This window comes from Lacrimispora amygdalina (genome assembly GCF_900205965.1).
In the GTDB taxonomy this organism is placed as follows: Bacteria; Bacillota; Clostridia; order Lachnospirales; family Lachnospiraceae; genus Lacrimispora; species Lacrimispora amygdalina_A.
This window is the reverse complement of the sequence record NZ_OAOF01000004.1, coordinates 208,696-223,495: the sequence shown is the minus strand read 5'-3', so window position 1 is coordinate 223,495 and position 14,800 is coordinate 208,696. Positions and strand designations below refer to the sequence as shown.

Sequence of the window (14,800 nt, the reverse complement as noted above, 5' to 3'; positions counted from 1 at the left end):
ATGAAGATTTTTAATACGTTATCCAGACAAAAAGAAGAATTCATACCGTTAGAGGCAGGAAAGGTTAAGATGTATGTCTGCGGTCCTACGGTCTATAATCTGATACACATTGGTAATGCGCGTCCCATGATCGTATTTGATACTGTGCGGAGATATTTTGAATACAAAGGCTATGAGGTGAATTTTGTTTCCAATTTTACGGATGTGGATGATAAGATCATTAAAAAAGCCATAGAAGAAGGCGTTGATGCAGATACCATATCCAGACGTTATATTGAGGAGTGCAAAAAGGATATGGAAGCCATGAATGTGAAGCCGGCGACTAAGAATCCGCTTGCTACAGAAGAAATCTGCGGCATGCTTGACATGATAAAGGATTTAATTGATTCCGGCCATGCATATGCTGCAGCCGATGGGACCGTTTATTTCCGGACTAAGTCCTTTTCCCAGTATGGTAAGCTGTCTCATAAAAACCTGGAGGATTTACAGTCAGGATTTCGTGAACTGAAAGTTACCGGAGAAGAGGAAAAGGAAGATCCTTCTGATTTTGTACTCTGGAAACCCAAAAAGGAAGGGGAGCCATACTGGGAGTCCCCCTGGTGTGACGGAAGACCTGGCTGGCATATCGAGTGCTCGGTTATGTCTAAGAAATATTTAGGAGATCAGATTGATATCCATGCAGGCGGCGAGGATTTAATCTTCCCACATCATGAGAATGAGATCGCCCAGAGTGAGGCGGCTAACGGAAAAGAATTTGCCAGATACTGGATGCATAACGCATTTCTTAATATTGATAATAGGAAGATGTCGAAATCACTGGGCAATTTTTTTACTGTCCGTGACATCAGTGAAAAATATGATCTTCAGGTGCTTCGTTTCTTTATGCTAAGTGCTCATTACAGAAGTCCGTTAAATTTCAGTGCGGATTTAATGGAATCCTCGAAAAACGGACTGGAGCGTATTCTGACTGCTGTTGATAAGTTAAAAGGACTGAAACAGGCAGGGAAAACAGAAGGTCTGCTTGAGAAGGAAGACCGGAGTCTGGCTGATGCGCTTGTAGAAAAATATGAAGCTGCCATGGATGACGATTTTAATACTGCAGATGCCATTTCTGCTGTTTTTGAACTGGTAAAATTAAGCAATACTACCACAGATGAAGAAAGTTCCCTGGAATATATTTCCTTATTACTGGATACCATAGAAAAGCTTTGCGGCATTTTAGGCATTATCACAGAAAAAGAAGAAGTAATTCTTGATGAAGAGATTGAAGCCATGATAGCAGCAAGACAGCAGGCTAGAAAAGACAAAGACTTTGCACTGGCTGATGAAATCAGGGGTAAGCTCCTTAATCAGGGCATTGTACTGGAGGACACCAGGGAAGGTGTAAAATGGAAGAGAATATAAATTCACTGTCTGCATTTACTGATTTTTTTGCAGATACGCTACAATTAAAGAAAGTGGATATTACCAGCTATTCCCCTCTTGCACTGGCTTATATCGGAGATGCGGTTTATGAACTCATAATCCGTACAAAAGTCTTGAACTATGGCAGCACACAGGTGAATAATATGCATAAAAAAAGTGCCAGGCTGGTGAATGCAAAAGCTCAGGCTGATCTCATCCGGAGTCTGATTGAAGGGGAAGAGCTGACTCCTGAGGAGATAGCCGTGTACAAACGGGGACGCAATGCCAAATCTGCTACAACAGCAAAACATGCGACGGTGGCAGATTACAGAACTGCAACCGGTTTTGAGGCATTATGCGGCTATCTTTATTTAAAGGGAAGTCTGGAACGTTTGATTTTGGTGGTAAGCAGGGGGCTTAACAGAATAGGAGAACTGGAATGATAGAAGAATTTACGATAGAAGGAAGGAATGCAGTGCTTGAAGCATTCCGTTCCGGTAAGACCATAGACAAGCTGTTTGTGTTAAAAGGAGTATCCGATGGCCCCATTCAGTCTATATTGAGAGAAGCCAAAAAGTCAGATACCATCGTTAACTTTGTAGAAAGAGAACGTCTGGACCAGATGTCTGAGGAAGGACGCCATCAGGGTGTGATCGCCCATGCGGCTGCCTATGAATATGCAGAAGTGGAAGATTTGTTAAAGGCAGCTGAGGAAAAGGGAGAACCGCCGTTTTTATTCCTGCTTGATGGAATCGAAGATCCCCACAATCTGGGAGCGATTATCCGTACAGCTAACTTGGCAGGCGCCCATGGTGTTATTATACCGAAGAGAAGAGCAGTAGGTTTAACCGCCACAGTGGCAAAGACTTCTGCAGGCGCTCTTAACTATACACCTGTTGCGAAAGTAACGAATTTAACTGCTGTAATGGAAGATTTAAAGAAAAAGGGAATGTGGTTTGTATGTGCTGATATGGATGGAGAGAGCATGTACAGGCTGGATTTAAAAGGACCGATTGGTCTTGTAATCGGCAGTGAGGGCAGCGGCGTGGGAAGACTGGTAAAAGAAACCTGCGATATGGTCGCCTCTATTCCCATGAAGGGAAACATCGATTCTCTCAATGCCTCAGTAGCTGCAGGAGTGCTGGCTTATGAGATTGTAAGGCAGCGTTTGGGATAACCATTTAGGAGATGATAAGCATGAGAAAAAAAGGTATGGCTGCTGCGGCTGTCTGTACAGCCCTGGCAGTTTCCTTAAACGGCTGTGCCCCGGCAAACCGGATCGCATCTGCTGACCAGACGGCAGAATCCACACAGTGGACAACGGTTGTGACGATTAAAGATGAGGCGGTTCCGCTCTATTCAAAACCTGCCAAAAGCAGCGTCAAGGTTCCTCAGGCATCAGGGACGGTCACGTACAGCAGCAATTCGGTTCTTGTGGATGCCTCCAATACCAGTCATGGGTATGTGATGGTACAGTATTCAGGCAATTCGGCTAAAATAAAGGTACAGGTTTTAAAAAGCGGGGGAGAGACTTATACATATGATTTAAATGCCAGATCCTCTTATGAGGTATTTCCGCTGACGGAGGGAAACGGAACCTATACTGTCCGGGTATTGGAACAGGTGACCGGAAACCAGTATGCGGTAAAATCAAACAATAGCTTTAACGTAACTCTTTCCAATGAATTTGAACCGTTTCTTTATCCCAACCAGTATGTTAATTTCAGTGCCGGCAGTGCAGTGGTTTTAAAAGGTGCGGAGGTTGCGGCTTCGGCGGCAGATGCCCTTGGGGTTGTGAGCAATGTATATAATTACGTAGTCCAAAATTTTACATACGATACGGCACTGGCTAATACGGTTCAGAGCGGTTACCTGCCGGATGTGGATCATGTTTTGTCGGTGAAGAAGGGAATCTGCTTTGATTATGCAGCGGTTATGACAGCCATGCTTCGTTCTCAGAATATTCCCACGAAACTGATCGTTGGATACACAGGAAGCCTCTATCATGCATGGGTAAGTGTTTACATAGACGGACAGGGCTGGGTGGATAATATGATTTATTTTGACGGCTATCAGTGGAAGCTGATGGATCCCACCTTTGCTTCTTCGGGGAAGAATGATCCCTCTGTAAAGGATTACATTACAAACAGTTCGAATTATAAAGCAAAATATACATACTAAAGAATTGAATGATAGGGAGAAAGGACAGATGGCAAAAACAGAGAAAAAACAGTACTCTGCCCAGGAACTTTCAGTATTCTGTCTTCAGATTTCCATTCTTCTTCATGCAGCGGTCCCTCTTGATGAGGGATTGTCTGTTATGGCGGAGGATGCCGGACAGAAGGAAGAAAAGGAGCTGCTTTTAACCATGGCAGAGGAGGCGGAAATGGGAAATCCGTTTTCGAAAGTGCTGAAGGAAACCGGCGTTTATCCGACTTATATGATCCGAATGACAAAACTTGGGGAAGAAACCGGAACTCTGGATCAGATCATGGAGTCCCTTGCCGGATATTACGAAAAAGAGCATATTATGAAGAAGAACTTAAAAAATGCAGTTACTTATCCGGCTATGATGACCGGTATGCTTTTGATTGTTCTCTTTGTACTCTTTACCAGGGTAATGCCTGTATTTGAGAAGGTATATAAACAACTGGGGGCCCAGATGCCGCCGGTATCCATTGCTGCAACAAGATTGGGAGGAATATTTTGCGCTGCTGCGCTGATAATCGTTCTTCTGCTTGGTATTGCGGCTTTTTTTGTCTGGATTATGGGGAGATACGGCAAAAATATTCCTCTGGCAGAAGGCGTTATTAACTGGCTGAAACGAAGAAACAAAATTGCAGGATCTATAGCAAACCGCCGTTTTACCGCAGTTCTTTCCCTGACGTTAAAAAGCGGTCTGGATCTGGAAAAAGGAATGGAACTTGCCGGAGAGCTGGTTGAAAATCCGGCAGTAGAAGAGAAGATCCGCCAGTGCGCCAGTCAGTTAGAGGCAGGAAGTGATTATTATACTGCCATGAAAGATACCGGTCTTTTCAGCGGTTTTTATATCCAGATGATTAAGGTGGGGACCAGAAGCGGCCGCCTGGACAGTGTGATGTCGGAAATATCAAAAAGCTACGAGGAAGAAGCTGATCTTGCTACGGAACAGTTGATTGGCCGCTTTGAACCTACGGTGATAGCGGTTCTTGCCGTTTCTGTGGGCATGATTCTGTTATCCGTCATGCTGCCGTTAATGGGTGTACTGTCTGCCATCGGCTAGGAGGTGTCTATGAAAAAACAAAGACAGTGGGGGAAGGATCTGGCAGGCCAGCTGGTATCCCTGGGAGCGTTTTTTCTGGCAGTTGCACTTTTTATCTCATCTGCTCTAACATTTTCCAGACGTTCCGGTGATCGGGGAGCAGAGACTTTACGGGATGCAATACGCAGGGCATCGGTTCAGTGCTATGCAATAGAAGGAAGATATCCTCCCAGTGTTGAATATTTAGAAGAATATTACGGAATTAAAATTGACAGGGACCGCTACAATGTATTTTACAGCGGATTCGCCTCCAATTTCATGCCGGATATCACGGTTCAGTTACAAAATCCATAGGAAGGTGTACCATGACAGGAAAAGAAATATCAAAAAGCCGGTTGGGAACAGTTGTATTTCCTCTCCTTTTGTTTCTGGTGTTTGTGATGAGCGCCCTGTTTCTCATATTAATCGGCGGCAAAGTCTACGAAAACATCAATCATAGATCGGAGCTGGCCTATCAGAAAGAGATTGCATTCAGCTATATCGCCAATAAGGTCAGGCAGGCAGATGAGACCGGTGCCGTATCACTGACAGAAAGCGGGGGAGTACAGGTCCTGGAATTAAAGCAGTCCATTGAGGGAACAGTATATGTGACACAGATTTATTACCGTGACGGTAGCTTGTGGGAGCTATTTGCGGATCAGAACAGCGGACTTTCTGTTCAGAATGGAAATCAGATACTGGAATGTGGCAAGATCACTATGGAGCTTTCTGATCACCTTCTGCATCTGAGATCAGAAAGCGATTCAGGCGGAGAACTCTTCCTTTCCTTACGAAGCGGAGGGGCTTAAGATGAATAGAAAAAACAGATCCAATGTAATGATGATGGAGATGATTGCAGTCGTATTTTTCTTTCTTTTGTGTGCAGCCGTCTGTATTCAGGCTTTTGTAAAGGCGGATCTGCTGAGCAAAAGAGCGGCTGATTTAAATCAGAGTGTGCTGATTGCCCAAAGTACAGCCGAGATCTGGAAGGCGGAAGGGGAAGCGGGGTTAAAAAGCCATTCGTACAGTTTGAAAGGGGATGCTTCTGTGCAGACGTATACCCGGCTGTATGACAAACATGGAAATACCGCTGATCCGTCCCACGCTGTTTATGATGGGGAGATCAGAATTATAAACCGGCTGGAAGCAGAAGTGAGTGTATCAAAGGCTGGAAACACACTGTATTCCCTGAACGTCAGCCGCCATGAGACGGAATGAGGAAAGGAGGAGCATATGGCAAAGCAGGAAATTGGCTACAAAGCCAATATCGGAACGCCCACTCTGATCTTAATATTCATGATACTCTGCCTGGTTACATTTGGGATGCTTTCTCTCAGTACTGCTAAGAGCGAATGGAATCTGGCTCAGAGAAGCGCAGATTCTGTTACGGAATATTACAGAGCGGATCGGGAGGGGGAAGCATTTTACCAGATGGTTTTACAGGCGATGGATCATAATACTCTTTCCCTGGAGCTTGGGGATTATTATGACGCCAAAACCGGGACAATATCAACCCGGATTCCCATGAAACGGTCCCAGGCCCTTTCCATAAAGCTGACACCGATGCCCCAAAAGGCTGGAATGATCGCAGTATCCCAGTGGAAAGTGATTCAGACAGAAGATTATGAAATAGATCAATCCATGCCCGTATGGAAGGGCGGGAATTGACAGAGCAGGAGACAGGAAGATGAAGGTAGTAGATTTATTAAGTTCTGCCGTGGCACAGAAGGCATCTGATATATTTCTTGTGCCAGGCATGCCCTTTTCGTATAAGATTGGAAGCAGAATTGTTTATCAAAGTGAGGAAAAGCTGTATCCGGCCCAGATGGAGGAGTTGATTACAGAACTTTACCAGCTGGCAGGAGAAAGAAGCATGGGGAAAGTAAAAGAGCATGGGGACGATGATTTTTCCTTTGCAATTCCCGGAATCTCCCGGTTTCGATCCAGTGTGTTCCGGCAGAGAGGCTCTCTGGCAGCGGTAATCCGCGTGGTAAACTTCGATCTTCCCGATTTTAAAGAGCTTCATATTCCGGAAACCGTTATGGAGGCAGCCAGGCTGACAAAAGGTTTTGTATTGGTGACTGGTCCTGCCGGAAGCGGTAAGACCACTACACTTGCCTGCATCATTGATAAAATTAATAATACGCGCAATGCCCATGTTATCACACTGGAGGACCCCCTGGAATACCTGCACCGTCATAAACAGAGTGTGGTAACCCAGAGGGAAGTGACCACAGATACCGACAGCTATGTAACCGGGCTGAGATCTGCTCTCCGCCAGGCGCCGGATGTCATACTGGTGGGTGAGATGAGGGATTATGAGACGATCCGGATTGCCATGACAGCGGCTGAGACCGGTCATCTGGTAATTTCTACACTCCATACGGTAGGAGCAGCCAATACCATTGACCGCATTATTGACAGTTTTCCTCCCAATCAGCAGCAGCAGATCCGGATGCAGCTGTCCATGGTCATGCAGGCAGTCATATCCCAGCAGCTGATTCCAACCATTGACGGGGGTGTGTATCCGGCATTTGAAATTATGTTTTTTAACAATGCAATCCGCAATATGATTCGGGAATCCAAGACTCACCAGATTGATTCGGTTATAGCCACCGGTCAGGCAGAAGGAATGCGCTCCATGGATTCCAGTCTCTTAAATCTTTTTAAAGAGGGAAAGATTTCAAAAGAGAATGCAGTCATTTACAGCAGTAACGGTGAATTAATGTTAAAAAAAATAGAACGGGGAATATCAAACGCATAGTTTCCATTTCATGCAGTAACACTATCTATAATAAGAACAGGAGAGTGGCATAAAATATGAGAACAGATAACAGAAAAGTTGCGCTTGTAGGAACAGGAATGGTGGGAATGAGTTATGCTTATTCCATGCTGAATCAGGGAGTTTGTGATGAGCTTGTTTTAATTGATATTAACCGCAAGAGGGCGGAGGGGGAAGCCATGGATTTAAATCATGGACTGGCTTTTTCCGGATATCATATGAAGATCTATGCAGGAGAGTACAGGGATTGTTCGGATGCGGATATTGTGGTGATCTGTGCAGGTGTGGCGCAGAAACAGGGAGAAACCAGACTTGACTTGTTAAAACGAAATGCTTCCGTTTTTGAGTCTATTGTACAGCCCGTGACAGAGTCGGGATTCAACGGAATCTTTCTGGTGGCGACCAACCCGGTTGATATTATGACCAGAATCACTTATTCGCTTTCCGGTTTCAATCCAAAGCGTGTTCTTGGAAGCGGGACAGCCTTAGATACGGCGAGACTTCGGTATCTGCTTGGAGAATCCATTAAGGTGGATCCGAGGAATGTCCATGCTTACGTAATGGGAGAACATGGGGACAGTGAATTTGTTCCGTGGAGTCAGGCTATGGTTGCTACCAAACCAATTCTGTCTCTCTGTGGGAACGGCGGGGAAGACGACATCGTCTGCAGAGAAGAATTAAAGCGGATTGAGGAGGAAGTACGGGGAGCCGCTTACCGGATTATAGATGCGAAGCAGGCGACTTATTACGGAATCGGAATGGCACTGACCAGAATCACAAAAGCAATTCTTGGAGACGAGAACAGCGTATTTACCGTATCAACCATGCTGAGAGGGGAGTACGGTCAGACAGATGTATATGCCGGCGTTCCCTGTATCATAAATAAGAACGGAATCCAGAGGGTTTTATCCCTTTCTCTTACAGAAGAAGAGATGAAGCAGTTTGGAAAATCCTGTGATACGTTACGAAAGAGCTTTGAAGGAATTTTATAAAAATTCAGGAAAGGATGGGGATTCCCATTCTTTCCTGGTCTGTTTCAGCCGGAATAAGGGCATTTTTACTAAGTATTTGTAGAATTTTTGCAGTTTTATGTGTATTATAAAAAACTTATAAAAAACGTTGACAAATAGATTTTCCCATGCTATGATATACGAGGTTCGAGCGACGAACCAGAATGCTGATGTGGCACAGGTGGTAGCGCACCTCATTGGTAGTGAGGAGGTCACGGGTCCGAGTCCCGTCATCAGCTTATAACAAACGGGAAGTCTTAATTTAAGAGACTTCCCGTTTTTATTATATCCAAAAAAGAAAAAGGAGGCAGGTTTGTTATGGCGAAGAAAAGAAAAAAACGAAAAAGTGCCTGGTATATATTTTTTCGTCCCATAAAGATCATACTCTTTGTATTTCTGCTGGTAATGGCGATAGGGTGTCTGGCCGGAGGCGCCATATTTTTTAAATATCAGGATGAGATCATGGCATGCAAGGAAAAGGCTGATACAATTATCAGACAGACCTCCAGAACCGATTTCTCTCAGCCAACGGATACAAAAGTCTATGATTCAGAAGGGAATTTAATCGGAACCATCAATTCCGGTCACTACGAATATGTGTCCATTAAGGACATAAGTGAAAATCTCCAGAATGCCTATGTGGCTCAGGAAGACAGAAGGTTCTATAAACATCATGGAATTGATTACAAAGGGCTTTTAAGAGCCGGTCTGGTTTTTATTAAAAACAAAGGAGTTGCGACTCAGGGCGGCAGTACTATTACCCAGCAGGTGATAAAAAACACCTATTTAACCCAGGAGCGGACCATTCAGAGAAAGATCACGGAATTTTTTGCTGCTCCCCGGATTGAGGACAAGTATTCCAAACAGGATATTCTGGAATTTTACTGCAATACCAATTTCTATGCCAACCGGTGTTACGGTGTATCTGAGGCAAGCCGTTATTATTTTGACAAAGAGGCAAAGGATTTAACGGTCTGGGAGGCGGCGACGCTTGCCGGAATCAGCAACAATCCATCCAAGTATGATCCTGTGGCCCACCCCGACACTTCAAAATGGAAGCGGGATCAGATTATCGACAGTATGGCATTTTGTAAATTCATTACAAAGGATGAACAGGAAAATGCAAAGGCACAGCCTCTGACTGTTGCAAAGGTTTATGAAGGCGGTACCAGGGAAAATTATCAGACCAGCTATGCCATCCATTCTGCAGTGCTGGAGATGATGAAAAATGACGGATTTGTATTTCAGTATGTATTTCCAGGTAAGGCGTCCTATGATTCCTATAAGGAAGAATATCAGGAGCTGTATCAGGCAAAGAGTGATATGGTGCGCAGGGGAGGATTTGAAATACATACCAGTCTGGATTCAAAGCTGCAGTCCATGCTTCAGGAAAATATTGACTCCCATCTAAAGGGATTTACCGAAGTGCAGGACAATGGAAAATTTGCTTTGCAGGGTGCCGCAGTCTGCGTTGATAACAGGACAGGGTATGTGGTGGCAATCGTAGGGGGAAGAGGAACGGATGATGAATATAACCGTGGATTTTTAAGCAGACGGCAGCCGGGCTCCACCATCAAGCCGCTGATTGATTATGCTCCGGCTTTTGAAACCGGTTTTTATTATCCCTCCAGGCTGGTGAATGACCATTTATTTGATGGCGGTCCGAAAAACAGCGGCGGCAAGTATTTCGGGGAGATCTCTGTAAGAGAAGCTTTAAACCGAAGCTTAAACACCGTGGCATGGCAGATACTGAATGATATAGGTGTGGATAAGGGAATCAGCTACTTAGGAAAAATGCACTTTGCAGGTTTAAGCTATATGGACAATGGAAACAGCAGTATGAGTATAGGCGGCTTTACCGAGGGAGCCAGAGTTGTGGATATGGCGAAAGGCTACTCCGTTCTTGCCAATCAGGGAAGATACAGCAATAAAACCTGCATAACAAGCATCAAAAGCCAGTATGACGGAGAGATATATCAGGGAAGCCCGGCAGATGAAAGAATCTTTACGGAAGACATTGCCTATATGGTCACTGATGTATTAAAGGGAACTCTGGATAAACCTTACGGAACAGGTTCCGGACTGGGGCTTAAGATTCCGGCAGCAGGAAAAACCGGAACCACAAACAGCAGCAAGGATACCTGGTTCTGCGGCTATACCAAATATTATACCACTGCGATCTGGGTGGGGTATGATACACCAAGAGCGATGCCCGGTGTCTATGGTAAGACGTATTCCGGAAAAATGTGGCATGATTTTATGGCAGAAATCAATAAGGATCTGCCGCCTCAGGACTGGGATATGCCGTCAACTGTCTCCCTTTATCCTGTAGACGCAAGAGGAGAAAAAACAGATCAGGAAACAGGGAATAAGGATTTGTTCTCATCAGTGGCAGAAGCCGCGGCGAGAGCAGATTCTGTAAAATGGAAAGAGGAAGAAGCGCGTAAGCTGCAGGAATCACAGGCACAGATGGAACTGGCGGCTTCTGAAGCGGACAGACAGGCGAAAGAGCAGGCAGCGGCCTCTCTGCAGGAGCTTATCACAGAACTTAACGGACTGGATCATCGTGACAGCTCGACTGATGATAAGATTACTTCTGCCAAGACGTTTTTAGAGCAGTTAAATGGAACCGAAAACTATGACAGCCTCAGACAGGCACTGGATGATGCCGTCAGCCATGCTCTGTCTCTGCCCAAACAGGATGATTCAGGGAAACCTCAGGAAATCGGACCGGGAATGGGAAGACCGAGAGAGACCACAGCCCCTGCCTTTCCGGGCGATGATATTTCCCAGCCAGGCGGGACAGATGGCCCCCAGGCGGAGATGCTTCCTCCTGGAATGGAATAAAAATACAGGGAAGTCATTGTTTTTTCCAATTGTTCGTTATATAATGAAGTTTGTCTGAAACATCACGAGAATGAAGATATAGGAGTGTGTTTATAATGAATCGAATTAGAACCAGATATGCCCCAAGCCCCACAGGCCGTATGCACGTAGGGAATTTAAGAACTGCCATGTATGCGTACCTGATTGCAAAGCATGAAGGAGGAGATTTTCTTCTTCGTATCGAGGACACTGATCAGGAACGGTTTGTCGAAGGTGCTGTGGAGATTATTTATAGAACGTTGGAAGAGACCGGACTTGTTCATGATGAAGGACCGGATAAGGATGGCGGAGTCGGCCCTTATGTCCAGAGCGAGCGCCATGCTCTGGGGATGTATCTTGATTATGCTAAAATGCTGGTGGAAAAAGGGGAAGCATATTACTGCTTCTGCAGCCAGGAACGTCTGGACAGCTTAAAGAAAATGGTCGACGGACAGGAGATCATGGTTTACGACAAGCATTGCCTTCATCTTTCCAAGGAGGAGGTTCAGGCGAATCTGGAGGCTGGAATGCCTTATGTCATCCGCCAGAACAACCCGGTAGATGGAACCACCACATTCCACGATGAGATTTACGGTGATATTACCGTTGATAATTCTGAGCTTGACGATATGGTTCTGATCAAGTCCGATGGATATCCGACCTATAATTTTGCCAATGTAGTGGATGATCATCTGATGGGAATCACCCATGTGGTAAGAGGAAACGAATACTTATCCTCTTCTCCCAAATATAACCGCCTGTATGACGCATTTGGCTGGGAAGTTCCTGTATATGTGCATTGCCCGCTGATTACCAATGAGGAGCATAAAAAGCTGAGCAAAAGAAGCGGACATGCTTCCTATGAAGATCTGATCGAACAGGGATTTGTCTCTGAGGCAGTGGTTAATTATGTGGCCTTACTTGGCTGGTCACCGGTTGGAAACCAGGAGATATTTTCTCTGGAAGAACTGGTTCGGGAATTTGACTACAGAAATATAAGCAAGTCACCGGCTGTGTTCGATATGACCAAATTGAAGTGGATGAACAGCGAGTATTTAAAATCTATGGACGCTGAGCGGTTCTATCAGATGGCAGAGCCTTATCTGAAAGCAGTTATAAAAAAAGATCTTGATTTAAGAAAGATCGCAGCCATGGTTAAGACAAGAATTGAAGTATTCCCTGATATAGAGGATCATATTGATTTCTTTGAACAACTCCCGGAATATGATTGTGCCATGTATACCAACAAAAAGATGAAGACGGACAGCGAAACGTCTCTTACCCTGCTGACGGAGATACTTCCTATTCTGGAGAAGCAGGAAGATTACAGCAACGATGCACTTTATGTTGCACTTTCTGCATATGTTGCAGAGAAGGGCTGCAAAACCGGTTTTGTGATGTGGCCCATCCGCACTGCAGTTTCAGGTAAGCAGATGACTCCCGCAGGTGCAACTGAAATTATGGAGGTCCTTGGAAAAGAAGAATCCTTACAACGAATCAGAAGAGGAATCGAACTTTTGAGCAAAGGGACTTTATAGATAAGAAGAAAGAAGCAGGGGTAAGGCCGGAGGCCGGACTCCTGTTTCTTTGTTTCAGACGGAGGATAACATGAAACAACAAGTGACTTATGAAGGCGCCCAGAAAGAAGCAATTCTTCACCGGAATGGGCCGATGCTGGTGCTGGCAGGGCCGGGATCCGGAAAAACCTTTACCATCACACACCGGGTCTGCCATCTGATTGAGGAGTACAAAGTGGACCCATCCAGCATTCTGGTGATTACATTTACCAAGGCAGCAGCCACGGAGATGAAAGAGCGGTTTGATGCCTTAATGGGAGATCCTGCGCCCTTTGTCAGTTTTGGAACATTTCATTCCGTATTTTTCCGTATTCTTAAATTTGCTTACCACTATGATGCCAGGAATATCATAAGGGAAGACCAGAAAGTCCGGTTTGTTAAAGAAGAGATGGACCGGCGGGAAGTGGAGGTAGAGGATGAGAGTGAGTTTGTGGCCTCCATTCTGACGGAAATCAGTTCCGTGAAAGGGGATATGATTCCGCTGGATCATTATTATTCCAAAAACTGTTCGGAGGAGACGTTTAAACAGCTTTATCAGGGCTATGAAGACAGGCTGAGAAAAGCCAATTTAATTGATTTTGATGATATGCTTGTGATGTGCCATGAGTTATTTACCCAGAGAAAGGATATCCTTTCGGCATGGCAGAGGAAATACCGGTATATCCTGATTGATGAGTTTCAGGATATTAACCGGGTACAATATGAAATTGTCCGCATGCTTGCAGCTCCTGAGGACAACCTTTTTATTGTGGGAGATGATGACCAGTCCATCTACCGGTTTCGGGGAGCAAAGCCGGAAATTATGCTGGGTTTTGAAAAGGATTATAAAAATACGAAGAAGGTACTGTTAAATATCAATTACAGAAGCACCAGAGATATCGTGGAAACTGCAGGAAAGCTGATTGCCCACAACCAGATGCGTTTTACTAAAAATATCATCACCAGACAAGGACCAGGAAAGCCGGTGATTACCAGAATGTGGACAGATCCTCAGGAAGAAACCATGGAAATTGTCAGGGAGATTCTGGATTATGTAAAAGCGGGGTATGGACTGAACGATATCGCTGTGTTATACCGGACAAATCTGGGACCAAGATTGCTAATTGAGAAATTTATGGAATACAATGTACCGTTTACTACCAGAGATTCCGTTCCCAATTTATATGATCACTGGATTGCCGGGAACCTGGTTTCCTACATGAAAACCGCCCGGGGAGACTGCCAGAGGGCCAACGTTCTCCAGATCATCAACCGGCCTAACCGCTACATCAGCAGGGATTCTCTGGAAGGGAATCCTGTAAACTGGGAGTCGGTAAAATCCTTCTATCAGGACCGGGGGTTTATGGTGGAGCGGGTGGAACAGCTGGAATATGATTTGCGAATGATTAAAAATATGGCACCTGTTGCAGCTGTTAATTATATCAGGAAAGCGGTGGGGTACGATGATTATCTGAAAGAATATGCCCAGTACCGCAGGATGAAGCCGGAGGAGCTTTTAGAGGTGGCGGACCAGCTTCAGGAAAGTGCCGCAGGTTTTGCTTCGTTTGAACAGTGGCTTTTGCATATGAAGGAATATGGAGAAGAGCTTAACAACCGAGCAAAGTCAGGGCAGACTAAGGGAGAAGGTGTGGCGCTCATGACGATGCACAGCTCCAAGGGACTGGAATACAAAATAGTTTATATTCCAGATGCCAATGAAGGGGTGACGCCTCATCAAAAAGCGGTTCTTACGGCTGATTTAGAAGAGGAACGGAGGATGTTTTATGTAGCCATGACGAGAGCAAAGGAGCGGCTTCATATCAACTACGTCAGGGAACGATATGGCAAGAAGCAGGAGGTATCCCGCTTTATAAGAGAGTATCTGGAAAAAAATTAAGGAGGA

At 45.1% G+C, this 14,800-nt stretch carries 14 protein-coding genes and 1 tRNA gene; all 15 read left to right on the top strand.

Going from position 1 to position 14,800, the window contains the following annotated elements:
- The 15 genes from cysS (at window position 1) to CRO04_RS07765 (ending at window position 14,794) form a co-directional block, all read left to right on the top strand.
- Complete coding sequence (cysS, locus tag CRO04_RS07835; RefSeq protein WP_097003679.1) at window positions 1–1,404, top strand: cysteine--tRNA ligase; 1,404 nt, start codon at window positions 1–3, stop codon at window positions 1,402–1,404.
- On the top strand, window positions 1,389–1,847 hold the full coding sequence (locus CRO04_RS07830) for a Mini-ribonuclease 3 (RefSeq protein ID WP_097003678.1): 459 nt from the start codon (window positions 1,389–1,391) through the stop codon (window positions 1,845–1,847). The genes cysS and CRO04_RS07830 overlap by 16 nt, the downstream gene beginning before the upstream one ends.
- On the top strand, window positions 1,844–2,581 hold the full coding sequence (gene rlmB / locus CRO04_RS07825) for a 23S rRNA (guanosine(2251)-2'-O)-methyltransferase RlmB (protein ID WP_097003677.1): 738 nt from the start codon (window positions 1,844–1,846) through the stop codon (window positions 2,579–2,581). The genes CRO04_RS07830 and rlmB overlap by 4 nt, the downstream gene beginning before the upstream one ends.
- A gap of 20 nt (window positions 2,582–2,601) precedes the next feature.
- Window positions 2,602–3,585 carry a transglutaminase-like domain-containing protein gene (locus CRO04_RS07820; RefSeq protein ID WP_097003676.1) on the top strand — a complete coding sequence of 328 codons (984 nt, stop codon included), beginning with the start codon at window positions 2,602–2,604 and terminating at the stop codon, window positions 3,583–3,585.
- 28 nt (window positions 3,586–3,613) lie between these two features.
- On the top strand, window positions 3,614–4,666 hold the full coding sequence (locus CRO04_RS07815) for a type II secretion system F family protein (RefSeq protein WP_097003675.1): 1,053 nt from the start codon (window positions 3,614–3,616) through the stop codon (window positions 4,664–4,666).
- Between the two features lie 3 nt (window positions 4,667–4,669).
- Complete coding sequence (locus CRO04_RS07810; protein ID WP_420323206.1) at window positions 4,670–4,999, top strand: hypothetical protein; 330 nt, start codon at window positions 4,670–4,672, stop codon at window positions 4,997–4,999.
- Window positions 5,000–5,010: 11 nt separating this feature from the next.
- Window positions 5,011–5,493 (top strand): DUF4860 domain-containing protein, encoded by a 483-nt coding sequence (locus CRO04_RS07805; protein ID WP_097003673.1) that lies wholly within the window; start codon window positions 5,011–5,013, stop codon window positions 5,491–5,493.
- Between the two features lies 1 nt (window position 5,494).
- A complete protein-coding gene (locus CRO04_RS07800) occupies window positions 5,495–5,902 on the top strand; it encodes a hypothetical protein (RefSeq protein WP_097003672.1) in 408 nt (135 codons plus the stop codon).
- 15 nt (window positions 5,903–5,917) lie between these two features.
- Window positions 5,918–6,352 carry a short-chain dehydrogenase gene (locus CRO04_RS07795; protein WP_097003671.1) on the top strand — a complete coding sequence of 145 codons (435 nt, stop codon included), beginning with the start codon at window positions 5,918–5,920 and terminating at the stop codon, window positions 6,350–6,352.
- 19 nt (window positions 6,353–6,371) lie between these two features.
- Complete coding sequence (locus CRO04_RS07790) at window positions 6,372–7,448, top strand: type IV pilus twitching motility protein PilT (protein ID WP_097003670.1); 1,077 nt, start codon at window positions 6,372–6,374, stop codon at window positions 7,446–7,448.
- A 56-nt stretch (window positions 7,449–7,504) separates the two neighbouring features.
- On the top strand, window positions 7,505–8,458 hold the full coding sequence (locus CRO04_RS07785) for an L-lactate dehydrogenase (protein WP_097003669.1): 954 nt from the start codon (window positions 7,505–7,507) through the stop codon (window positions 8,456–8,458).
- A gap of 184 nt (window positions 8,459–8,642) precedes the next feature.
- Window positions 8,643–8,715 (top strand) — tRNA-Thr (locus CRO04_RS07780).
- A 79-nt stretch (window positions 8,716–8,794) separates the two neighbouring features.
- Entirely contained in the window at window positions 8,795–11,323 is a 2,529-nt protein-coding gene (locus CRO04_RS07775) for a transglycosylase domain-containing protein (RefSeq protein ID WP_097003668.1), read from the top strand.
- A 95-nt stretch (window positions 11,324–11,418) separates the two neighbouring features.
- Window positions 11,419–12,879: a glutamate--tRNA ligase gene (gene gltX / locus CRO04_RS07770; protein ID WP_097003667.1), complete on the top strand. Its 1,461-nt coding sequence runs from the start codon at window positions 11,419–11,421 to the stop codon at window positions 12,877–12,879.
- A gap of 82 nt (window positions 12,880–12,961) precedes the next feature.
- Window positions 12,962–14,794 (top strand): ATP-dependent helicase, encoded by a 1,833-nt coding sequence (locus CRO04_RS07765; protein ID WP_207654421.1) that lies wholly within the window; start codon window positions 12,962–12,964, stop codon window positions 14,792–14,794.
- Window positions 14,795–14,800: the final 6 nt, after the last annotated feature.

What these genes read in the sequence shown, in the direction of transcription:
- cysS (WP_097003679.1), top strand. Translation starts at nt 1, where the DNA reads ATGAAGATTTTTAATACGTTATCCAGACAAAAAGAAGAATTCATACCG.
- CRO04_RS07790 (WP_097003670.1), top strand. Translation starts at nt 6,372, where the DNA reads ATGAAGGTAGTAGATTTATTAAGTTCTGCCGTGGCACAGAAGGCATCT.
- rlmB (WP_097003677.1), top strand. Translation starts at nt 1,844, where the DNA reads ATGATAGAAGAATTTACGATAGAAGGAAGGAATGCAGTGCTTGAAGCA.
- gltX (WP_097003667.1), top strand. Translation starts at nt 11,419, where the DNA reads ATGAATCGAATTAGAACCAGATATGCCCCAAGCCCCACAGGCCGTATG.
- CRO04_RS07830 (WP_097003678.1), top strand. Translation starts at nt 1,389, where the DNA reads ATGGAAGAGAATATAAATTCACTGTCTGCATTTACTGATTTTTTTGCA.
- CRO04_RS07820 (WP_097003676.1), top strand. Translation starts at nt 2,602, where the DNA reads ATGAGAAAAAAAGGTATGGCTGCTGCGGCTGTCTGTACAGCCCTGGCA.
- CRO04_RS07815 (WP_097003675.1), top strand. Translation starts at nt 3,614, where the DNA reads ATGGCAAAAACAGAGAAAAAACAGTACTCTGCCCAGGAACTTTCAGTA.
- CRO04_RS07800 (WP_097003672.1), top strand. Translation starts at nt 5,495, where the DNA reads ATGAATAGAAAAAACAGATCCAATGTAATGATGATGGAGATGATTGCA.
- CRO04_RS07775 (WP_097003668.1), top strand. Translation starts at nt 8,795, where the DNA reads ATGGCGAAGAAAAGAAAAAAACGAAAAAGTGCCTGGTATATATTTTTT.
- CRO04_RS07785 (WP_097003669.1), top strand. Translation starts at nt 7,505, where the DNA reads ATGAGAACAGATAACAGAAAAGTTGCGCTTGTAGGAACAGGAATGGTG.
- CRO04_RS07795 (WP_097003671.1), top strand. Translation starts at nt 5,918, where the DNA reads ATGGCAAAGCAGGAAATTGGCTACAAAGCCAATATCGGAACGCCCACT.
- CRO04_RS07805 (WP_097003673.1), top strand. Translation starts at nt 5,011, where the DNA reads ATGACAGGAAAAGAAATATCAAAAAGCCGGTTGGGAACAGTTGTATTT.